General features: G+C 70.8%; 22 protein-coding genes. 11 read left to right on the top strand and 11 right to left on the bottom strand.

The features are described 5' to 3' along the window. Positions 1-40: 40 nt before the first annotated feature. The gene (gene serB, locus ACZ3I3_RS28905) at positions 41-1,255 is read left to right on the top strand and encodes a phosphoserine phosphatase SerB (protein ID WP_356923302.1); all 1,215 of its coding nucleotides are present in this window, start codon (positions 41-43) and stop codon (positions 1,253-1,255) included. Positions 1,256-1,346: 91 nt separating this feature from the next. On the opposite strand, the gene ACZ3I3_RS28900 is transcribed toward serB, so the two are convergent. The 4 genes from ACZ3I3_RS28900 to ACZ3I3_RS28885 all read right to left on the bottom strand — a co-directional run bounded on the left by ACZ3I3_RS28900 (position 1,347) and on the right by ACZ3I3_RS28885 (position 3,990). Then, positions 1,347-1,865, bottom strand: coding sequence for a SixA phosphatase family protein (locus ACZ3I3_RS28900; RefSeq protein WP_467369878.1), 519 nt, complete (start codon positions 1,863-1,865; stop codon positions 1,347-1,349). Positions 1,866-1,930: 65 nt separating this feature from the next. After that, complete coding sequence (locus tag ACZ3I3_RS28895; protein WP_467369876.1) at positions 1,931-2,137, bottom strand: hypothetical protein; 207 nt, start codon at positions 2,135-2,137, stop codon at positions 1,931-1,933. Between the two features lie 167 nt (positions 2,138-2,304). After that, on the bottom strand, positions 2,305-2,421 hold the full coding sequence (locus ACZ3I3_RS28890; protein ID WP_086012488.1) for an SGM_5486 family transporter-associated protein: 117 nt from the start codon (positions 2,419-2,421) through the stop codon (positions 2,305-2,307). A 69-nt stretch (positions 2,422-2,490) separates the two neighbouring features. Continuing rightward, positions 2,491-3,990, bottom strand: a complete 1,500-nt coding sequence (locus ACZ3I3_RS28885) for an MFS transporter (RefSeq protein WP_467369874.1) — start codon at positions 3,988-3,990, stop codon at positions 2,491-2,493. A gap of 79 nt (positions 3,991-4,069) precedes the next feature. On the opposite strand from ACZ3I3_RS28885, the gene ACZ3I3_RS28880 reads away from it, so the two are divergent. Continuing rightward, a complete protein-coding gene (locus ACZ3I3_RS28880) occupies positions 4,070-4,762 on the top strand; it encodes a FadR/GntR family transcriptional regulator (protein WP_467369872.1) in 693 nt (230 codons plus the stop codon). Here the strand turns inward: ACZ3I3_RS28880 and ACZ3I3_RS28875 are convergent. The 3 genes from ACZ3I3_RS28875 to fabG all read right to left on the bottom strand — a co-directional run bounded on the left by ACZ3I3_RS28875 (position 4,740) and on the right by fabG (position 6,767). Further along, complete coding sequence (locus tag ACZ3I3_RS28875; RefSeq protein WP_399410523.1) at positions 4,740-5,090, bottom strand: hypothetical protein; 351 nt, start codon at positions 5,088-5,090, stop codon at positions 4,740-4,742. The genes ACZ3I3_RS28880 and ACZ3I3_RS28875 overlap by 23 nt on opposite strands. 199 nt (positions 5,091-5,289) lie before the next feature. Next, on the bottom strand, positions 5,290-6,057 hold the full coding sequence (fabI, locus tag ACZ3I3_RS28870) for an enoyl-ACP reductase FabI (protein ID WP_403846481.1): 768 nt from the start codon (positions 6,055-6,057) through the stop codon (positions 5,290-5,292). Between the two features lie 5 nt (positions 6,058-6,062). Continuing rightward, a complete protein-coding gene (gene fabG / locus ACZ3I3_RS28865; protein ID WP_467369869.1) occupies positions 6,063-6,767 on the bottom strand; it encodes a 3-oxoacyl-[acyl-carrier-protein] reductase in 705 nt (234 codons plus the stop codon). A 272-nt stretch (positions 6,768-7,039) separates the two neighbouring features. Here fabG and ACZ3I3_RS28860 point away from each other — a divergent pair, with 272 nt between their 5' ends. Genes ACZ3I3_RS28860 through tyrS form a run of 3 tightly spaced genes read left to right on the top strand, consistent with a single transcriptional unit; the run spans position 7,040 to position 11,279 of the window. Further along, a complete protein-coding gene (locus ACZ3I3_RS28860; RefSeq protein ID WP_467369867.1) occupies positions 7,040-8,563 on the top strand; it encodes a TldD/PmbA family protein in 1,524 nt (507 codons plus the stop codon). Beyond that, a complete protein-coding gene (locus ACZ3I3_RS28855) occupies positions 8,560-9,954 on the top strand; it encodes a metallopeptidase TldD-related protein (RefSeq protein WP_467369865.1) in 1,395 nt (464 codons plus the stop codon). Before ACZ3I3_RS28860 ends, ACZ3I3_RS28855 begins: the two co-directional genes overlap by 4 nt. A gap of 56 nt (positions 9,955-10,010) precedes the next feature. After that, a complete protein-coding gene (tyrS, locus tag ACZ3I3_RS28850) occupies positions 10,011-11,279 on the top strand; it encodes a tyrosine--tRNA ligase (RefSeq protein ID WP_467369863.1) in 1,269 nt (422 codons plus the stop codon). Between the two features lie 96 nt (positions 11,280-11,375). Here tyrS and ACZ3I3_RS28845 read toward each other — a convergent pair whose 3' ends face one another. After that, positions 11,376-11,651 carry a GlsB/YeaQ/YmgE family stress response membrane protein gene (locus ACZ3I3_RS28845; protein WP_388056424.1) on the bottom strand — a complete coding sequence of 92 codons (276 nt, stop codon included), beginning with the start codon at positions 11,649-11,651 and terminating at the stop codon, positions 11,376-11,378. 243 nt (positions 11,652-11,894) lie between these two features. Between ACZ3I3_RS28845 and ACZ3I3_RS28840 the strand changes: the two genes are divergently transcribed. Both ACZ3I3_RS28840 and ACZ3I3_RS28835 read left to right on the top strand, forming a co-directional pair. Beyond that, positions 11,895-12,290, top strand: a complete 396-nt coding sequence (locus ACZ3I3_RS28840) for a DUF3099 domain-containing protein (RefSeq protein WP_467369861.1) — start codon at positions 11,895-11,897, stop codon at positions 12,288-12,290. Positions 12,291-12,516: 226 nt separating this feature from the next. Then, positions 12,517-12,735: a hypothetical protein gene (locus tag ACZ3I3_RS28835; protein WP_467369859.1), complete on the top strand. Its 219-nt coding sequence runs from the start codon at positions 12,517-12,519 to the stop codon at positions 12,733-12,735. A gap of 12 nt (positions 12,736-12,747) precedes the next feature. On the opposite strand, the gene moaA is transcribed toward ACZ3I3_RS28835, so the two are convergent. From moaA to ACZ3I3_RS28820, 3 genes are all read right to left on the bottom strand, one after another. Then, a complete protein-coding gene (gene moaA / locus ACZ3I3_RS28830) occupies positions 12,748-13,737 on the bottom strand; it encodes a GTP 3',8-cyclase MoaA (protein WP_467369857.1) in 990 nt (329 codons plus the stop codon). Positions 13,738-13,908: 171 nt separating this feature from the next. Then, positions 13,909-15,534 (bottom strand): solute symporter family protein, encoded by a 1,626-nt coding sequence (locus tag ACZ3I3_RS28825; protein WP_467369855.1) that lies wholly within the window; start codon positions 15,532-15,534, stop codon positions 13,909-13,911. After that, entirely contained in the window at positions 15,531-15,887 is a 357-nt protein-coding gene (locus tag ACZ3I3_RS28820) for a DUF485 domain-containing protein (protein WP_467369853.1), read from the bottom strand. Before ACZ3I3_RS28820 ends, ACZ3I3_RS28825 begins: the two co-directional genes overlap by 4 nt. A 256-nt stretch (positions 15,888-16,143) precedes the next feature. On the opposite strand from ACZ3I3_RS28820, the gene ACZ3I3_RS28815 reads away from it, so the two are divergent. The 4 genes from ACZ3I3_RS28815 (at position 16,144) to ACZ3I3_RS28800 (ending at position 20,959) form a co-directional block, all read left to right on the top strand. After that, entirely contained in the window at positions 16,144-17,673 is a 1,530-nt protein-coding gene (locus ACZ3I3_RS28815; RefSeq protein ID WP_467369851.1) for a S8 family serine peptidase, read from the top strand. A 58-nt stretch (positions 17,674-17,731) separates the two neighbouring features. Continuing rightward, positions 17,732-19,252: a S8 family peptidase gene (locus tag ACZ3I3_RS28810; RefSeq protein ID WP_467369849.1), complete on the top strand. Its 1,521-nt coding sequence runs from the start codon at positions 17,732-17,734 to the stop codon at positions 19,250-19,252. 77 nt (positions 19,253-19,329) lie between these two features. After that, the gene (locus ACZ3I3_RS28805; RefSeq protein WP_467369847.1) at positions 19,330-19,860 is read left to right on the top strand and encodes a hypothetical protein; all 531 of its coding nucleotides are present in this window, start codon (positions 19,330-19,332) and stop codon (positions 19,858-19,860) included. Positions 19,861-19,912: 52 nt separating this feature from the next. Beyond that, positions 19,913-20,959, top strand: a complete 1,047-nt coding sequence (locus ACZ3I3_RS28800; protein ID WP_467369845.1) for a CopD family protein — start codon at positions 19,913-19,915, stop codon at positions 20,957-20,959. The last annotated feature ends 17 nt before the right edge of the window (positions 20,960-20,976 follow it).

The following is a 20,976-nucleotide window of genomic DNA, read 5'->3' as shown; positions in this document are numbered from 1 at the left end:
CGGGCGGTGTGACCTGCCCGCCGGATACGGTGGAACCACCATGAGCGCTTCGCAGACCTCGTCCTCCGACGTTCCCACCCTCCTTGTCAAAATCTTCGGCAAGGACAGCCCGGGCATCACGGCCGGCCTCTTCGACACCCTCGCCGCCTACTCCGTCGACGTCGTCGACATCGAGCAGGTCGTCACCCGGGGCCGAATGGTGCTGTGCGCGCTCGTGACCGAGCCCCCCAAGGGGCTCGAGGGCGACCTGCGGGCGACCGTCCACAGCTGGGCCGAGTCGATGAAGATGCAGGCGGAGATCATCTCCGGCCTCGGCGACAACCGCCCGCGCGGGCTGGGCCGGTCCCTGGTGACCGTGCTCGGGCATCCGCTCACCGCCGAGGCGACCGCGGCGATCGCCGCGCGGATCACCAAGACCGGCGGCAACATCGACCGTATCTTCCGGCTCGCCAAGTACCCCGTCACCGCCGTCGAGTTCGCGGTGTCCGGCGTGGAGACCGAGCCGCTGCGCACCGCCCTGGCACCCGACGCGGCGAAGCTCGGCATCGACGTGGCGGTCGTCGCCGCCGGTCTGTACCGGCGCGCGCAGCGTCTGGTCGTCATGGACGTCGACTCGACGCTCATCCAGGACGAGGTCATCGAGCTGTTCGCCGCGCACGCCGGCTGCGAGGACCAGGTCGCCGAGGTGACGGCGGCCGCGATGCGCGGCGAGCTGGACTTCGAGCAGTCCCTGCACGCGCGCGTGGCGCTGCTGGAGGGGCTGGACGCCTCGGTCGTGGACAAGGTGCGCAGCGAGGTGCGGCTGACGCCGGGCGCTCGCACCCTGATCCGTACGCTGAAGCGGCTCGGCTTCCAAGTCGGCGTCGTCTCCGGCGGTTTCACCCAGGTCACCGACGATCTGAAGGAGCGGCTCGGGCTGGACTTCGCCCAGGCCAACACGCTGGAGATCGTCGACGGGAAGCTGACGGGCAAGGTCACGGGCGAGATCGTCGACCGTGCCGGCAAGGCCCGGCTGCTGCGCCGGTTCGCCGCCGAGGCGGGTGTGCCGCTGTCGCAGACCGTGGCGATCGGTGACGGTGCCAACGACCTGGACATGCTGAACGCGGCCGGTCTGGGCGTCGCCTTCAACGCCAAGCCGGTGGTGCGCCAGGCAGCGCACACCGCGGTGAACTTCCCCTTCCTGGACACCGTGCTGTACCTGCTCGGCATCACGCGCGAAGAGGTCGAGGCGGCGGACACCCTCGACACGGTCTGAACACGGTCTGAACATGGTTTGAGCCGGCCAGGCGGGCCCGGCACCGGTACGGTGCCGGGCCCCGGTCACGCGGAGTCGGTCGGGGAGTCGGTCACTCGGTCGGCGCCCAGTAGTCCTGCAGCGTGGCCGCGCCCGGCTCCAGGCCCTTCCACGAGCCGGTGAAGGACAGGAGGGCGAAGGCGGCGGCCGGGAACCCGCGGCGGCTCATGCGGTCGCGGGCGTCACCCTCGGCCGTGCCCGCCAGGATGTCGGCGAGGCCCTGGATGGCCGGGTTGTGGCCGATCACGAGGATGCTCTGCGCGTCGTCGGGGGTCTCGTTGAGCAGGGCGATCAGTTCGCCGGGCGAGGCCTCGTAGATCCGCTCTTCGTAGACGGTTTTCGGCCGCTGCGGGAACTCCTGGACGGCGAGCTTCCAGGTCTCCCGGGTCCGGACCGCGGTGGAGCACAGGGCCAGGTCGAAGGCGATGCCGGTGTCGGCCAGCCTGCGCCCGGCCTCCGCCGCTTCTTTTCGGCCCCGGTCAGCGAGCGGACGCTCGTGATCGCTCACCTGTGGCCAGTCGGCTTTCGCATGGCGGAAGAGGACAATCCTGCGGGGTTCTGCGACGCTCATAAGATCCAGCTTCGCACGAAACAGGCCACGGGGCGCAGGGAGTTGACCGCGGGTTTCTGCCGTGCTCAGCGGGCTGTCAGCTGCCGGAGCCATGCGAAGAGGTGGGTGATCAGGGGGTCACCGCCGGCCGCCTGGGCATCGGACGGGTTCAGGATCAGCACGAGCAGCGTGACGAAGGCGAGCGTGGGCAGGGCGAGGGCCCACCAGGGCAGCCGGCTGTCGACGCCGACCCGGGTCGCCGGATGGGGCCGGGTGTGCGTAGGAGCCGGCATGGGTGCCTCCGCTCTTCGAATGGTCCGTGGCCCGCGTCTCGCGGTCACACGTCGAAGCTACGGAATCCGAGGCGGCCAACCCATCCGGTGATCCACCCACTTGACCCTGACCCTCACCCCCTAGGGGACAGGGGGGCTAACCCCACCATGGGCGGGGCGGGGCCCGGTCATGGCGAGGCGATGGTCGCGATGACGCCGATGATGATGAAGATCGCGAAGAAGGCGCCGAACACGAGCAGCATCTTCTTCTGACCGTGCTGGGGATTCGGATCGAGCACTGGCATGGGGCAAGTCTCGCACCCGCCCCGGGCGCCTGACGCCCGGGGGTGTCCCCGAGCCCTCCGAGGAGCGGCTCAGCGGCCCGCCTCGTCCTCCACCGTACGGTCCCGGCCCGCCAGGAAGCCGATCGCCATCTGCGGGATCATCAGAGCGCTCATCAGCGCGATCGGCAGGCCCCAGCCCCCGCTGTGCTGGTAGAGGACGCCCACCAGGAGCGGCCCCGGGATGGAGATCAGATAGCCGGTGCTCTGCGCGAACGCCGACAGCTGGGCCACGCCCGGGCCGGTCCTGGCCCGCATGCCGACCATGGTCAGGGCGAGCGGGAAGGCACAGTTGGCGACGCCGAGCAGCAGCGCCCAGGCCCAGGCGCCGGCGGCCGGCGCGAGGTACAGCCCGGCGTAGCCGGCGAGGCCGCAGACGCCCAGGGCGAGCACGATCGGGCCCTGGTGCGGCAGCCGTGTGGCCAGGCGCGGTATGACGAAGGCCAGGGGCACGCCCATCACCATGGTGAGGGCGAGCAGCAGCCCCGCGGTGCCCGCGGGCACACCGGCGTCCCGGAAGATCTGCGCCATCCAGCCCATGGTGATGTAGGCGGCGGTCGCCTGGAGCCCGAAGAAGACGGCCAGGGCCCAGGCGGTGCGGCTCCTGGTGATCCGCAGCCGCGGCGCCTCCCCGGCGGCGGATCCGGCGGGAGCCGAGCCGGGCGTCCCCCGGTCCCGCGCCGACCGGTCGCCGTCGGGCTCCGGGCCCACGGCCCGCTCCCCGGACCGTGTCTCCGGGCCCCCGGTCCGCTCCGGCCCGGTCTCCGCGCCCCAGCTCCGCTCCCCGGGCCCGGACGCGACTCCGGCCCGATCCCCCGGCCCCGTCGCGACTCCGGCCCGCTCCCCCGGCCCGGACGCCGCCGTGTCCGCCCCACGCCCCCGCACGAACGGCAGCCACGGCAGCACAGCCGCCACGGCCAGTCCCGCCCACAGGGCTAGGCCCGACTGCCAGCTGCCGCCCAGGGCGTCGGTCAGGGGCACCGTGACCGCGGCCGCGAGGGCCGTGCCCAGGGCGAGGGCCATGGAGTACAGGCCGGTCATGGAGCCCACGCGGTCGGGGAACCAGTGCTTGACGATGACCGGCATCAGGACGTTGCTGACCGCGATGCCCATGAGGGCGAGGGCGCTGGCGGCCAGGAAGCCGGCCGTGCCGCCGGCGTACGGCCGGATCGCCAGGCCGGTGGCGATGGCGGCCATGCCGGCGCACACCACGGCGCCGGCGCCGAAGCGGCGGGCGAGCCGCGGGGCCATGACGCCGAAGACGGCGAAGCACAGCGGCGGCACGGAGGTGAGCAGCCCGGCCACGCTGCCGCTCATGCCAAGCCCGTCGCGGACCTCCTCCAGGAGGGCGCCGAGGCTGGTGATGGCGGGGCGGAGGTTCAGCGCGGACAGCACGATGCCGAGGACGAGCAGGCGCATCGTCCACGCGCGCGTGGCGGAGCCGCCGGGTTCCCGGGCATCGTGCGCGGCCGGGCTGCGTACGGTCGGGGGCGTCTTCGTCCGGGTTTCCTCACTAGCCATGCGGCTCATCATAGAATCATAGGATGATTGACTGTCCACTCAGCTCCCGCCCAGGCCGCGCTCCGGCGCCCCGGTCGTGCGAAGGTGTGCCATGCCCCTAAGCCATCCCCGACGTTCGGCCCTCTCCGAGCAGGTCATCGCCGCCCTGCGGGCCCAGATCACCTCCGGCGAGTGGCCGGTCGGCTCCCGCATTCCGACCGAGCCCGAGCTCGTCGAGCAGCTGGGGGTCGCCCGCAACACGGTCCGCGAGGCCGTCCGCGCCCTGTCGCACAACGGCCTGCTGGACATCCGCCAGGGCTCCGGCACGTACGTCGTGGCGACGAGCGAGCTGGCGGGGGTGATGCAGCGGCGGTTCGCCGGTGCCGACCCCCGGCACATCGCGGAGCTGCGCTCCACGCTGGAGTCGGCGGCCGCCCGGCTGGCCGCCGAGCGGCGTACGGAGAAGGACCTCAAGCAGCTCGACGCGCTGCTGCTGCGGCGTGAGGAGGCCTGGGAGTCGGGGGACACGGAGGCGTTCGTGACGGCGGACGCGACCTTCCACCTGGCCGTGGTCTCCGCCTCCCACAACGACGTGATGACGGCCATGTACGCGGACCTGGGCGAGGTCCTGCGGGACTGGTTGCGCGAGGACGTCGGCGAGGAGCTGACGCCGGAGACGTACCTGGAGCACGGGCGGCTGCTCGACGCGATCCGCGCGGGCGACGCGGCGCAGGCGGCGGCGGAGGCCGCCCGCTATCCGTTCCTGTGCCGCCTGGGCGGGATCAGCTCGCCCGCCGGTGGCTGATCCACACGTCGCCGACTTCCTTCCAGCAGCGCCCCGTCAGCCGTACGGTCTGCGCGGGCCCGGCCTCCACCGGGGTGCTGTCGGTGTCGATGTCCCACCAGCGGGCGCACTCGACGTGCAGGCTCACACGGTCGGCCTCGGGGTACGGGTTGTGGCAGTACACGGTCACCTTGGAGCCGGTGACTCGGACCCGGCACGCGGCGCCGAAGGGGCCGGCCGACTCGTGCTCGTCGGCGGGCACGCGCGCGTGGGGCACCGCCTCGTACGCCAGGGTCATCACGAGGGCGACGGCGAGGGACAGTGAGGCCGTTCGGCGGGACAAGCGCACAAGGGGACCTCCTCGGCCGTGCTGGGGAGGGGACCGCGTGGTGAACGCGTACTCCAGGGTGCCCAGTTGTGTGCCTCCCCCGCCCGGCCGGATGAGCCGAACGGGTGACGCCCCGCTCCCCGCGCACTGCGGGAAACGGGGCGCCTACGGCGTACGGGAGATCAGGCTCCGTACGAGAGGTCAGGCTCCGTACGAGAGATCAGGCTCCGATGGCGTGCAGACCGCCGTCCACGTGGATGATCTCGCCGGTGGTCTTCGGGAACCAGTCGCTCAGCAGCGCGACGACGCCGCGGCCGGCCGGCTCGGGGTCCTTCAGGTCCCACTCCAGCGGGGAGCGGGAGTCCCACACGGAGGCCAGCTCGCCGAAGCCCGGGATGGACTTGGCGGCCATGGAGCCGAGCGGGCCGGCCGAGATCAGGTTGCAGCGGATGTTCTGCTTGCCCAGGTCACGGGCCATGTAGCGGCTGGTGGCCTCCAGGGCGGCCTTGGCCGGGCCCATCCAGTCGTACTGCGGCCAGGCGAACTGCGCGTCGAAGGTCAGACCCACGACGGAGCCGCCGTTCTGCATCAGCGGCAGGCAGGCCATGGTCAGCGACTTCAGGGAGTACGCCGAGACGTGCATGGCGGTGGCGACCGACTCGAACGGCGTGTTCAGGAAGTTGCCGCCGAGGGCGTCCTGCGGGGCGAAGCCGATGGAGTGGACGACGCCGTCGAGGCCGCCGAGCTCCTCGCCGACGATGTCGGCCAGGCGCCCGAGGTGCTCGTCGTTGGTCACGTCGAGCTCGATGACCTTGACGGGCTTGGGGAGCTTCTTGGCGATGCGCTCGGTCAGCGTGGGCCGCGGGAACGCCGTGAGGATGACCTCGGCGCCCTGCTCCTGGGCCAGCTTGGCGGTGTGGAAGGCGATGGAGGCCTCCGTCAGCACACCGGTGATCAGGACGCGCTTGCCCTCGAGAATTCCGCTCATGGTGATCAGTGACCCATTCCCAGTCCGCCGTCAACGGGGATGACGGCTCCAGTGATGTACGAGGCGTCGTCCGAGGCGAGGAACCGCACCGTCGCGGCGATCTCCTCCGGCTGCGCGTACCGGCCGAGCGGGACCTGCTTCACGATGCCGGCGCGCTGCTCGTCGGAGAGCACCGCGGTCATGTCGGTCTCGACGAAGCCGGGCGCGACGACGTTGAAGGTGATGTTGCGCGAGCCCAGCTCACGGGCGAGGGAGCGCGCGAAGCCGACGAGGCCGGCCTTGGAGGCGGCGTAGTTGGCCTGCCCCGCGGAGCCGAGCAGCCCGACGACCGAGGAGATCAGGACGACGCGGCCCTTCTTGGCGCGCAGCATGCCACGGTTGGCGCGCTTGACCACGCGGAAGGTGCCGGTGAGGTTGGTGTCGAGGACCGAGGTGAAATCCTCCTCGGACATGCGCATCAGGAGCTGGTCCTTGGTGACGCCGGCGTTGGCGACGAGGACCTCGACGGGGCCGTGGGTCTCCTCGATCTCCTTGTAGGCCTGCTCCACCTGCTCGGCGTCGGTGATGTCGCACTTGACGGCCAGGAATCCGGCCGGCGGCTCACCCGAGCGGTACGTGATGGCGACCTTGTCGCCGGCATCGGCGAAAGCACGGGCGATGGCGAGGCCGATGCCCCGGTTGCCTCCGGTGACGAGAACCGAGCGGCTCAACGGATCACCCTTTCGGTAGCGGTCTGATACCCCGCCCGGGCGCCTGGACGACAGGCGGCGATGACAGGCGGCTTCCTTCGAAACCTATCGGTCCGGGCAGGCCCGCGGACAATCGGGCACCGACAGTGGCGTACGGGACTCACTGTCGGGTCCCTACAGAAACCCGCGCAGCCGGGTCATGAAACTCGTGGCCCGCGCGCGGGCCGAGACGACATGATCGGAGCAGTCACGAAGTACGGCGACCACCCTCACCTCGACAGAAAGAGACGGCGGTGCCTCATACCATCGACGAGGCCTTCACGGCCCTCCCCCTACGCGCCCTCGCGGACGCGGCCCTCGCACGCGCGCGTGCGCTGGGCGCCGAGCACGCGGACTTCCGGTTCGAGCGGGTGCGGGGCGCTTCCTGGCGGTTCCGGGACGCCAAGCCCGCCGGATCCTCGGACACCACCGACCTCGGGTACGCGGTGCGCGTCGTGCACGGCGGCACGTGGGGTTTCGCCTCGGGGGTGGACCTCACTCTGGACGCCGCCGCCAAGGTGGCCTCCCAGGCGGTGGCCATGGCGAAGCTCTCGGCGCAAGTGATCAAGGCGGCGGGGTCCGACGAGCGCGTGGAGCTGGCCGACGAGCCCGTGCACGCCGACAGGACATGGGTCTCGTCGTACGAGATCGATCCGTTCACCGTGCCCGACGAGGAGAAGGCCGGGCTGATCGCGGAGTGGAGCGCGCGGCTGCTGGCGGCGCGGGGGGTGGACCATGTCGACGCCTCGCTGCTCACCGTCCACGAGAACAAGTTCTACGCCGACACGGCCGGGACCGTGACCACGCAGCAGCGGGTGCGGCTGCACCCGGTGTTCAACGCCGTGTCGGTGGACGAGTCGAGCGGCGAGTTCGACTCGATGCGCACCCTCGCGCCGCCCGTGGGACGCGGCTGGGAGTATCTGCGGGGCACCGGCTGGGACTGGGAGGGCGAGCTGGAGCAGATCCCGGAACTGCTCGCCGAGAAGATGCGGGCACCGAGCGTCGAGGCGGGCCTGTACGACCTGGTCGTCGACCCGTCCAACCTGTGGCTGACCATCCACGAGTCCATCGGGCACGCCACCGAGCTGGACCGGGCGCTCGGTTACGAGGCCGCCTACGCGGGCACCTCCTTCGCCACCTTCGACCAGCTGAACAAGCTGCGCTACGGCTCGGAGCTGATGAACGTCACCGGCGACCGCACCGCCGAGCACGGGCTCGCCACCATCGGGTACGACGACGAGGGCGTCCAGGCGCAGTCCTGGGACCTGGTGAAGGACGGCACGCTCGTCGGCTACCAGCTGGACCGGCGGATCGCGAGACTGACCGGCTTCGAGCGGTCCAACGGCTGCGCCTACGCCGACTCCCCCGGGCACGTGCCGGTGCAGCGCATGGCCAACGTGTCGCTGCGGCCGGACCCGGCCGGGATGTCCACCGAGGACCTGATCGGGGGCGTGGAGCGGGGCATCTACGTCGTCGGCGACCGGTCCTGGTCGATCGACATGCAGAGGTACAACTTCCAGTTCACCGGGCAGCGCTTCTACCGGATCGAGAACGGGCGGCTCGCCGGGCAGCTGCGGGACGTGGCCTACCAGGCGACGACGACCGACTTCTGGGGCTCGATGGCCGCCGTCGGCGGTCCGCAGACCTACGTCCTGGGCGGCGCCTTCAACTGCGGAAAGGCCCAGCCGGGCCAGGTCGCGGCCGTGTCGCACGGCTGCCCGTCGGCCCTCTTCAAGGGCGTCAACATCCTCAACACCACGCAGGAGGCCGGTCGATGAGCGGGCGCACCAGCAAGCCGCACGAGATCGTCGAGCGGGCCCTCGAACTGTCCCGGGCGGACGGCTGTGTCGTCATCGCCGACGAGCAGTCCACCGCCAACCTGCGCTGGGCGGGCAACGCGCTGACCACGAACGGTGTCACGCGCGGACGCACGCTCACCGTCATCGCGACGGTCGACGGCAAGGAGGGCACGGCCTCGGGGGTCGTGTCACGGTCCGCCGTGGCGGCCGACGAGCTGGAGCCCCTGGTGCGGGCCGCCGAGGCCGCCGCGCGCGGCGCCGGACCCGCCGAGGACGCGCAGCCGCTGGTCACGGGTGTCGCGCAGGCGCCGGAGTTCACGGAGGCGCCGGCCGAGACCTCCTCCGCCGTGTTCGCCGACTTCGCTCCGGCGCTCGGCGAGGCCTTCGCACGCGCGCGTGCGGGCGGCCGGGAGCTGTACGGCTTCGCCAACCACGAACTGGTGTCGACGTACGTGGGGACGTCCACGGGGCTGCGGCTGCGGCACGACCAGCCGAACGGGACGCTGGAGGTGAACGCCAAGTCGCCGGACCGGACCCGGTCCGCCTGGGCCGGTCGCTCCACGCGGGACTTCAAGGACGTCGACCCGGCGGCGCTGGACGCGGAGCTGGCCGTGCGCCTCGGGTGGGCCGAGCGGCGTGTGGAGCTGCCCGCGGGCCGGTACGAGACGCTGCTGCCGCCGACGGCCGTCGCGGACCTGCTGATCTACCAGATGTGGTCGGCGTCGGGCCGGGACGCGGTGGAGGGTCGCACGGTGTTCTCCAAGCCGGGCGGCGGTACGCGGGTCGGCGAGAAACTGACCGACCTGCCGCTGACGCTGCGCAGCGACCCGAACGAGCCCGGTCTGGAGTCGGCGCCCTTCGTGATCGCGCACTCCTCCGGGGGCGATCAGTCGGTGTTCGACAACGGGCTGCCGCTCACGGCCACCGAGTGGATGAGCCGGGGCGAGCTGCGGCACCTGACGACCAGCCGCCACAGTGCCGGCCTGACCGGGCTGCCTGTGGCGCCGACCATCGAGAACGTGATCCTGGACGGGGGTGAGGACCGCTCCCTGGAGGAGATGGTCGCGAACACCGAGCGCGGGCTGCTGCTGACGTGCCTGTGGTACATCCGGGAGGTCGACCCGGCGACGCTGCTGCTCACCGGCCTGACGCGGGACGGCGTCTACCTGGTCGAGAACGGCGAGGTGACCGGCGAGGTGAACAACTTCCGCTTCAACGAGTCACCGGTCGGTGTCCTCGGCCGGGCCACGGAGGCCGGGCGCACCGAGAAGACGCTGCCCAGGGAGTGGAGCGACTGGTTCACCAGGGCCGCGATGCCCGCGCTGCGCGTCCCCGATTTCAATATGAGCTCTGTCAGTCAGGGCGTATAACCTCGTAGTCGGCTGTCACCCGACTGCCCGAAGATCATCGAGGAGACACGAGAACCGTGACGGACATCGTCGACGAGCTGAAGTGGCGCGGGCTGTTCGCCCTGTCCACTGACGAGGACGCTTTGCGCAAGGCGCTCGCGGACGGTCCCGTCACGTTCTATTGCGGCTTCGACCCGACGGCGCCGTCGCTGCACGTGGGGCACCTGGTGCAGGTGCTGACCGTGCGCCGGCTCCAGCAGGCCGGTCACCGGCCGCTGGCGCTGGTCGGCGGTGCCACGGGCCTGATCGGCGACCCGCGTCCGACCGCGGAGCGCACGTTGAACGCCCCGGAGACGGTCCGCGGCTGGGTCGACAAGCTGCGCGGCCAGATCGAGCCGTTCCTCTCCTTCGAGGGTGAGAACGCCGCCGTGATGGTCAACAACCTCGACTGGACGGAGAACCTCTCCGCGATCGAGTTCCTCCGGGACATCGGCAAGCACTTCCGCGTCAACAAGATGCTGACGAAGGACTCCGTCGCCCGGCGCCTGGAGTCCTCCGAGGGCATCAGCTACACGGAGTTCAGCTACCAGCTCCTGCAGGGCATGGACTTCCTCCAGCTCTACCGGAGGTACGGCTGCACGCTCCAGCAGGGCGGCAGCGACCAGTGGGGCAACCTCACGGCGGGCCTGGACCTGATCCACCGGCTGGAGCCGGACGCCACGGTGCACGCCATGGCGACGCCGCTGATGACCAAGGCGGACGGCACCAAGTTCGGCAAGACCGAGGGCGGCGCCGTCTGGCTCGACCCGGAGATGACGACGCCGTACGCGTTCTACCAGTTCTGGCTGAACGTGGACGACCGGGACATCTCCACGTACATGCGCATCCTGTCCTTCCGCTCCCGCGAGGAGCTGGAGGAGCTGGAGAAGCAGACCGAGGAGCGTCCGCAGGCCCGTGCCGCGCAGCGTGCGCTGGCCGAGGAGCTGACGACGCTGGTGCACGGCGCCCACCAGACGGCCGCCGTGATCGCCGCGTCCAAGGCTCTCTTCGGGCAGGGCGAGCTGGCCGAGCTCGACGAGCGGACGCTGGCCGCGGCCCTGTCGGAGGTGCCGCACATCCAGGTCGCCGAGCTCGGTCCGGTCGTCGACCTGTTCGCCGAGGTCGGCCTGGTGGCCAGCAAGTCGGCCGCGCGGCGTACGGTCAAGGAGGGCGGCGCCTACGTGAACAACGCCAAGGTCGCCGGCGAGGACGCGGTCCCGGCCAAGGAGGACCTGCTGCACGGCCGCTGGCTGGTGCTGCGCCGGGGCAAGAAGAACCTGGCGGCGGTGGAGGTCACCGGCGCCTGAGCGCGCGAGAAGGCGAGCGAAGGGGGCGGTCTCCGGTGCCGGAGGCCGCCCCCTTCGCCGTGTGCCCCGTTGTGCCCTTCCAGGCGTTGTGCCCTTCTAGGCCCTTCGTCTGCTTCCCCTGGCCGCCGTCCAGGCCCGGTCGCCGAGACCGACGAGGATGACCGCCATCACCAGCTGGAAGACATGCCGCCACCAGTCGATGCCCGATGTGGCGTCGACACCGGCCGCCCGGGCGATGGCGTTGCCGGCGATGGCGCCGATCATGCCCAGGATGACGGTCAGCCACAGGGGGACATGCTGCTTGCCCGGAATGATCGCCTTGGCGAGCAGACCGAGTACCAGTCCCAAGATGATCGCCCACAACCAGCCCATCGCTGCCTCCTCGTACGGCTCGACGTGAGCACTACGCCCAGTGTCCGCCCAGGTGCCCTACGCCGCATGCCGGGGATGGCCGTACGTATCACGGCTCAGGCCGTTCGCCCCGACTGGACCGGCCCCGGTCTCGTGACCGACGCAGGCGCGGCGTAACGTGGAAGCTGCTCTGGGCAGGGTCCCCGACCGGCCGAGGGCGGCTACGGGGCGGGGAGATCCGATACGGGCGGATGGTGGGATGCGATGCGCAAGCAGCATGGCGGCGGACACGCCGAGGTGTTCCGGATCACCGGCGCCCGGGCCGGACTTCAGGAGGACGTCCGCGGGCGGCAGCGCCGGTACGTGATCTCGATGACGGTCCGCACGATCTCCGTCATCCTCGCGGCCACACTGTGGAACGTCGAACGGCACGTCGCCGTCGTGGCGTTGGTGCTCGGGCTGGTGCTCCCGTACATCGCGGTGGTGATCGCGAACGCCGGGCGTGAAAACGCGCCGTCTCTGCCGTCGACGTTCGTGGTGCCGCCGGAGCGGCCGATGATCGCGCCGCCGGGCACGCAGGACGGCCCCGCGGAATCCGGCGCGGAAGACGCCGTGTCCGGGACGGTGCCGGGGGCGCGGACCGAGCCGCAGGAGCGGTAGGTGCGCTCGGGGGCACTCGGGGGCGCTCACAAGCGGAAGTCATCTTCCCGCCAAGCTCAAGAAAAGCTCAGATCAATCATGCTGTTCAGGTGCCGGGCGCGGGGTTACCCGTGACATACTTCGTACGCGCTCCGCATCCCCCGTCGGAGCGACGGACCGACGCCGGGCAGCTCCCCCCGTGGCTGCTCGGCGTCGCCTTTTCTGTGTGCAGTGGTGAGACGAAGCTGTGAGTGACGAGACGCCCATCTGTTCCGCGAAGGGCTGCCGTGCGGCTGCCGTGTGGGTGCTGGCGTGGAACAACCCGAAGATCCATACGCCGGAGCGGCGCAAGACGTGGCTCGCGTGCGAGGAGCATCGCGAGCATCTGTCGCAGTTCCTCGGCGTGCGGGGGTTCTTGAAGGACGTGGTGCTCCTGAAGGAATGGGAGTCCTCGCAGAACCCCTAGGGCGTGTCCTGGCTAGCCACCGATCGCCGACATGGGCCGGTCCGGCTGCACGAAGGTCGGGTCGTCCAGGCCCGCTCCCGCCTTCTTGCCCCACATCGCCAGGCGCCAGATGCGGGCGATCTCCTCGTCCGGGGCGTCCGAGCGGAGGGCGGCGCGCAGGTCCGTCTCCTCCTGGGCGAACAGGCACGTGCGTATCTGTCCGTCGGCGGTGAGGCGGGTGCGGTCGCAGGCCGCGCAGAAGGGGCGGGTGACGGAGGCGATCACACCGACGACATGCGGGCCGCCGTCGACCACCCAGCGCTCCGCCGGTGCCGAGCCGCGTGCCTCGTCGCCCTCGGGGGTCAGCTCGAAGCGCGTGCGCAGGGAGGTCAGGATGTCACCTGCCGTGATCATGCCGTCGCGCTTCCAGCCGTGCTGGGCGTCCAGGGGCATCTGCTCGATGAAGCGCAGCTCGTAGTCGTGTTCCACGGCCCAGGCAAGGAGGTCCGGGGCCTCGTCGTCGTTGAGGCCGGGCATCAGGACCGAGTTGACCTTGACCGGGGTCAGGCCGGCGTCGCGCGCGGCGTTCAGGCCCTCGATGACGTCCTTGTGGCGGTCGCGGCGGGTGAGGGTCTTGAAGACGTCCGGGCGGAGCGTGTCGAGGGAGACGTTGACCCGGTCCAGGCCCGCCGCCTTCAGGGCCGCCGCGGTGCGCTTGAGGCCGATGCCGTTGGTCGTGAGGGACATCTGGGGGCGCGGCTCCAGGGCCGCGACGCGCTCGACGATGCCGACCAGGCCGGGGCGCAGCAGGGGTTCGCCGCCGGTGAAGCGGACCTCCTCGATACCGAGGGAGGTGACCGCGATGTCGATCAGGCGGACGATCTCGTCGTCCGTGAGCAGGTCCGGCTTGGCCAGCCACTGCAAGCCCTCCTCGGGCATGCAGTACGTGCAGCGCAGGTTGCACCGGTCGGTCAGCGAGACCCTCAGGTCGGTGGCCACTCGGCCGTAGGTGTCGATGAGCACGTGGGCCCCCTCCCTCGACGCGGATCGTGCCCGGAGCACTTCTTCTCCGACACCTGAGAGCCTACGTGACACCACTGACATCACCACAGGCCCGATCCCACGACGCGGGACGCGACCGCGCCACAGGGACCTGGAGGTTCCTACGACGCGGCCGCGTGAGGGGGTTCGTGCTCAGTGGGCGCCGGTGCCGGTCAGGGACCGGACCTCCAGCTCGGCGAACTTCTTGACGTCCGGCTCTTCCTTGGACAGGACCGTGCCGAGCCAGCCCATGAGGAAGCCGAACGGGATGGAGATGATGCCCGGGTTCTTCAGCGGGAACCAGGCGAAGTCGACCTCGGGGAACATCGCCTTGGGGTCGCCGGAGACGACGGGCGAGAACAGCACCAGGCCGACGGCGACGATCAGACCGCCGTAGATCGACCACAGGGCGCCCTGGGTGGTGAACCGCTTCCAGAACAGGCTGTAGAGGATCGTCGGCAGGTTGGCGGAGGCCGCGACGGCGAAGGCGAGCGCGACCAGGCCGGCCACGTTCAGGTCGCGGGCGAGGGCGCCCAGGCCGATGGAGACGACGCCGATGAAGACGGTCGCCCAGCGGGCCGCGCGGACCTCCTCGGCGCCGGAGGCCTTCCCCTTGCGGATGACGTTGGCGTAGATGTCGTGCGCGAAGGACGACGACGAGGCCAGGGTGAGGCCGGCGACGACGGCGAGGATCGTGGCGAAGGCCACGGCCGAGATCGTGGCGAGCAGGATCGCGCCCCAGGTCGAGTCGACGCCGCCCAGGTGCAGGGCGAGCAGGGGTGCCGCCGTGTTGCCGGACGGGTTGGAGGCGATGATCTCTTCCTGTGAGATGAGCGCGGCGGCGCCGAAGCCGAGCGCGATCGTCATCAGGTAGAAGCCGCCGATGATGCCGATGGCCCAGTTCACGGACTTCCGGGCGGCCTTGGCGTCCGGCACCGTGTAGAAGCGGATCAGGATGTGCGGCAGGCCGGCGGTGCCAAGCACCAGGGCGATGCCGAGGGAGACGAAGTCCAGCTTGGAGGTGCCGGTCGCGCCGTACTGGAGGCCGGGCTCCAGGAAGGCGGCGCCCTTGCCGCTCTTCTCGGCGGCCGTGCCGAGCAGGTCGGAGATGTTGAAGTTGAACTTCAGCAGCACCAGGAAGGTGATCAGGATGGTGCCGCCGATGAGCAGCACGGCCTTGATCATCTGGACCCAGGTGGTGCCCTTCATGCCGCCGATGGAGACGTAGACGATCATCAGGACGCCGACGAGGGCGACGATGAGGATCTTGCCGGCGTCGGAGGTGATGCCGAGCAGCAGCGAGACGAGGACGCCCGCGCCGGCCATCTGGGCCAGCAGGTAGAAGATCGACACGACGATCGTCGACGTGCCGGCCGCGGTGCGCACCGGGCGCTGGCGCATGCGGTACGCGAGCACGTCGCCCATGGTGTAGCGGCCGGAGTTGCGCAGCGGCTCGGCCACCAGGAGCAGGGCGACCAGCCAGGCGACCAGGAAGCCGATGGAGTAGAGGAAACCGTCGTAGCCGAAGATGGCGATCGCGCCGGCGATGCCGAGGAACGACGCGGCCGACATGTAGTCGCCGGAGACGGCGAGGCCGTTCTGGAAGGCGCTGAACTGGCGCCCGCCCGCGTAGAAGTCGGCGGCGTCCTTGGTCTGGCGGCCAGCCCAGATGGTGATGCCGAGGGTGGCCAGGACGAACAGCGCGAACAGGGTGATGATCAGCGGGCGGTGCTCGCTGGCCTCGTTCGCGGCGAGAAGGGTCTGCTGTGCGGTGCTCATGCGCCGCCCTCCATCCGGGACTTGATGGCCTCGGCCTTGGGGTCGAGGTTCGCGGCGGCGTGCTTGGAGTACCACCAGGCGATGAGGAATGTGGTGACGAACTGGGCGACGCCGAAGACGAGGGCGACGTTGATGTTGCCGAACAGCTTGGTGCCCATGAAGCCGCCCGCGTAGTTCGACAGCAGGACGTACAGCAGGTACCAGGCGATGAAGGCGACGGTCAGCGGGAAGGCGAAGGAGCGGTAGGAGCGGCGCAGTTCACCGAACTCCGCGCTCTCCTGCACCTCGCTGAACTCCTCGGGTGAGGGGAGTTTGTGTTGATCTTTCGAGGGGGGCGGTGCGTCGGTGGCCACGGAGAGTCTCCTCGCGATGACGGAAGCGGTTGTGAACAGGGACGGAGGCGAGTGTCCTCGCGCTCCTTGTTCAACGTCACGGCGGCACGCGAGGACCGGTTCAACCGCGCGGCGTTCTTTCCGAAGTCGTTTCGACAAAACGTTGCTGGCCAGCGAGAGCGCGGGATAGCTTCGCCCTGCACCACCTCGTCATGTACCTGCCCGAGCACCACCTGTGCCTCGGGCCGGTTTCGTTTCCGGAGGATGTGGAGACCCCATGTCTCACTTGCGTTCCAGACGCCGGCTCGCCCTCGCCGTGCCCGTCGTGCTGTCTCTGACCGCCTCGCTGGGCTTCCTGCCCGCCGCCGCCTCGGCGGCCCCGCAGGCGGAGCCGACCACCCGGACGGCGGACGCGCCGACACTGGCGTACGTCGTCAACACCAAGACGGACCGGCACACGATCGCGTCGGTGAAGAAGGCGATCGGGAAGGCCGGCGGCTCGGTCGTGGCGACGTACGAGCGGATCGGCGTGATCGTCGTCCACTCCTCGAACGCCGACTTCGCCAAGACCGTGCGCGAGGCCCGCGGTGTCCAGTCCGCGGGTGCCACGCGTACGACGCCCCTGACGGCCGCGGGGACCAAGGAGGAGGGCGCGGTCGAGTACCTGACGGCCGCTCAGGAGAAGCGCACCGAGGCCGCCTCGGCGAAGACGCCCGAGAGCGAGCCCCTCGAGGCCGACCAGTGGGACCTGCGCGCGATCGGCGCCGACAAGGCCGCGAAGATCAACCCGGGCAGCAGCAAGGTGACCGTCGCCGTGATCGACACCGGCGTGGACGACACCCACCCCGACATCGCCCCGAACTTCTCCGCGTCCCAGTCCGCGAACTGCGCCGGCGGCAAGCCCGACACCAGCGAGGGCGCCTGGCGGCCGTACACGCCGGAGGACTACCACGGCACGCACGTGGCCGGTGAGATCGCCGCCGCGCGCAACGGAATCGGCGTGGCCGGCGTCGCACCTGGTGTGAAGGTCTCCAGCATCAACGTGACCGACCGGGCGAACGGTCTCTTCTACCCGGAGAGCGTGGTGTGCGCCTTCGTGTTCGCCGCCGACCACGGCGTCGAGATCACGAACAACAGCTACTACGTCGACCCGTGGCTCTACAACTGCATGGACGACCCCGACCAGCGGGCCATCGTCGACGCGGTCAACCGGGCGCAGCTGTACGCGCAGAAGAAGGGCACGCTCAACGTCGCCGCGGCGGGCAACTCCAACCACGACCTGGACGCGGACGCGATCGTCGACGACTCCAGCCCGGACGACTCCACCCCCGTCGAGCGCACCATCGACCCGCACGAGTGCTTCGACGTGCCGAACCAGCTGCCGGGTGTCGTCACGGTGAGCTCGACGGGCGTCGACAACGAGAAGTCGTACTTCTCGACGTACGGCAAGGGCGTCGTCGACGTCGCGGCGCCGGGTGGCGACCGGCGCTACCAGATACCCGACACGCCCTCGAAGGACGGCCGCATCCTGTCCACGCTGCCGAACGGCGCGTACGGCTTCCTCCAGGGCACCTCGATGGCCTCCCCGCACGCCTCCGGCGTCGCCGCGCTGCTGAAGTCCAAGCACCCGTGGGCGTCCCCGGCCCAGCTCCAGGCCCTGATGAAGGCCCAGGCCGACCGGACGGCCTGCCCCGAGTCGTACGACCAGGACGGTGACGGCACGCAGGACGCGGTGTGCGAGGGCGGCAAGCGCGTCAACGGCTTCTACGGGTACGGCATCGTCAACGCGCTGCGCGCCGTCAAGTGACGCGCGTTTCCCGGACTTTCCGCACAGCCCGCTCTACCGCGAACGAACTGGAGACACCATGACTGCGCCGCACGCGCGCTACCGCCGCGCCGTCGCGATCCCGGCCGGGATGGCGGTGGCCACGGCCCTCGCGTTCCTGCCGAACACCACGGCCTCGGCCGCCGACGAGGCGCCCGCGCCGGTCTCGGCCGACGCGACCTCGCTCAGCTACGTCGTCAACGTCAAGCCGGGCCACGGCACTTCGGCGTACGTGAAGAAGGCCGTCGGCAAGGCCGGGGGCACGATCGTGACGTCGTACGACCAGATCGGCGTCATCGTCGTCCACTCCTCGAACCCCGACTTCGCCAAGAGCATCCGCAAGGTGCGCGGGGTGCAGTCGGCCGGTGCCACCCGCACCAAGCCGCTGCCGTCGGCGTCGACGGGTGACCTGGGCACGCCGAAGGCGCTGAGCGCGGCCGAGGTCGCCAAGGCGGAGGCCCCCGCCGGCCAGGACCCGCTCCAGCCTCAGCAGTGGGACCTGCCCGCCATCAAGGCGGACAAGGCTCACGAGAAGTCGCTGGGCAGCAAGAAGGTCACGGTCGCCGTGATCGACACCGGTGTCGACGACACCCACCCCGACATCGCGCCCAACTTCGACCGGGGCGCGTCGGTCAACTGTGTCTCGGGCAAGCCGGACACGTCCGAAGGTGCCTGGCGGCCGGGCGCGGCGGAGAGCCCGCACGGGACGCACGTGGCGGGTGAGATCGCCGCCGCGAAGAACGGCGTCGGCATGACCGGTGTCGCGCCCGGGGTGAAGGTCTCCGGCATCAAGGTGTCCAACCCGGACGGCTTCTTCTACACGGAGGCCGTGGTGTGCGGCTTCGTGTGGGCGGCCGAGCACGGGGTCGACGTGACGAACAACAGCTATTACACCGACCCCTGGTACTTCAACTGCAAGAACGACCCCGACCAGAAGGCGCTGCTGGACGCGGTCGGCCGGGCGTCGCGGTACGCGGAGAAGAAGGGCGCGGTCAACGTCGCCGCGGCCGGCAACGAGAACTACGACCTGGCCTCCGACGAGATCACCGACCCGTCGTCCCCGAACGACTCCACGCCGGGCGACCGGGTCGTCGATCCCTCGAAGTGCCTCGACATCCCGACCCAGCTGCCGGGCGTCGTCACGGTCGCCTCGACGGGCGCGAAGGGCATCAAGTCGTCCTTCTCCAACTACGGTCTCGGCGTCGCCGACATAGCCGCCCCGGGCGGCGACTCGACCGCCTACCAGAAGCCGGAGGCGCCGGCCACGAGCGGCCTCATCCTGGGCACGCTGCCGGGCGGCAAGTGGGGTTACATGGCCGGTACGTCGATGGCGTCCCCGCACGTCGCGGGCGTCGCCGCCCTCATCAAGTCGACGCACCCGTACGCCTCTCCGGCCCTGGTGAAGGCCCTCCTGTACGCCGAGGCCGACGCCACGCCGTGCACGGACCCGTACGACATCGACGCCGACGGCAAGATCGACGCGGTGTGCGAGGGCTCGAAGAACCGCAACGGCTTCTACGGCTGGGGCATCGCGGACGCGCTGGACGCGGTGACCAAGTAGAGCTCGTGTGGAGATAGTCCGGGCCGGGCGGGGGCACCCGCCCGGCCCGCTTCCTGTCCGGGGCAGGATTCCTTGTCATGGACGTGTACGTGGATCCCTCGACCTGGACGGCCGAACCCGTGCGGCCGCGGTGGCAGCTGGCCCTGCGGTTCGCCGGGAGCGTGATCTGGTTCCCGCTGGTGTGTGTGCTGTGGGTGGCGGTCATGATCCCGCTGTTCGTCATCGGCATGTTCGCCGACGGAATCGCGGCCGCCAGCGACCGCTTCGAGCGCGCCTACATGCGCTTCTTCGACGCGACGCTGAGTCGCGTCGCACGCCTGGCCTCCGGGTGTGTGACCTGGCCGGAGCTGCGCCACGAGGGCGACACCGACTACTACAAGGCACGCGTGGACAAGGCGGTCGCGAAGCGGACCGCCCTGGCCTCGGCTCCGGTCGAGCCGAACAAGCCGCGGCCACCGGTCGAGTGCGCGATACCGCTGCGGGCCTACCGGGGCGTCGGCGGCTGGTACGTCGCCGAGGTCGCGCTCGCACAGGGATGGGAGCTGCGGCCGACGGACGTGCGCAGGGAAGTCCGGTTGTGGTGGTCGGCCGCGTCGGAGGCCGCCTGAGTCCGTCCTCGAGGACTTGCCCAGCCGTGTGAAGGCTGGTGAAGATCTCGGGGTGACCTTGACAAGACCCGTCGCCGTCCTGGTGCTGGCGGCACTGGCCGCGCTGATCCCGCTGCTGGGCCCGTCCACCGCGCTGCACGGCACCGGGGAGGCCGCGGCGCCCGGCACCGGTGGCATGGCCCTGCTGCGCACGGCGCTGTTCGCGGCCCTGTGCGTACCGATCGGCGAGCTGTTCGTGAATCGGCTGGCGCGTTCCGTGCCGGGTGCGTTCGTGGACCGGCCTGGGCGTTCCGTGCCGGGTGCGTTCGTGGACGGGCCGGAGCGTTCCGTGCCGGATACGGAGGAAGCCGCCGGCCGGCCGGTCGTGCCGCGCAGTTGGTCACCGTTCGCGGCCGTCACGGGCCTCGTCGCCGCCCTCGGGCTCGCCTCGGTCGTGGCGACGGGCTATCTCGTCCCCGACAGCCCGTCGGACATCGACGTCGGCGGGCTCTACGCGTCCCGGGACGGCAAGCTGGCCCTGCTGGAAGTCAACGCGTTCCTCGTCGCCGGGCTGTGTGCCGTCTCGCGCCGGCCGGCCACACAGCTGTGGCCGTTGGGCGCCGTGGTCGTCGCCGAGGCCCTGCGCGCGCACCCCGCGACCGAGCACACCCCGCTGACCGGCTCCGGGCTGACGCTCGTCCACCTGGCCTGTGCGGCACTGTGGACGGGCGGTCTGCTGCACGCGCTGCGGACCCTGCGGCTGTGGCACGGTCGGTACGGCACGGAGGCGGGCGCAGCCCTGCTGGGTCTCTACGCGCGCGTGGCGACCGTTCTGCTCGCCGCCATCACCGCGACGGGCGTGTGGAGTTCGCTGCGCAGGATGCCGCCGGAGACGGTCCTGGAGCAGCTGACGACGACGGCGTACGGACGGACCCTGCTCGCCAAGGTGCTCCTCGTGGCCGCCGTCGCCGCCCTCGCCCTGTGGGCCCGGCGGCGGCTGCGCCGGGCGGCCGACCCGCTGACCGCCTGTGCGCCGGCGCGGGCGGAGGTGGTCGCGCTGGGCCTGGTGGTCGCCGTGTCCGGACTGCTGACGGCCCTTCCGCTCCCGATCCGCTGGTGAAGCTCCGCCTCGGCCGC

Source organism: Streptomyces sp. NPDC016851 (assembly GCF_055562795.1).
This window is presented reverse-complemented; position numbering and strand designations above follow the sequence as displayed.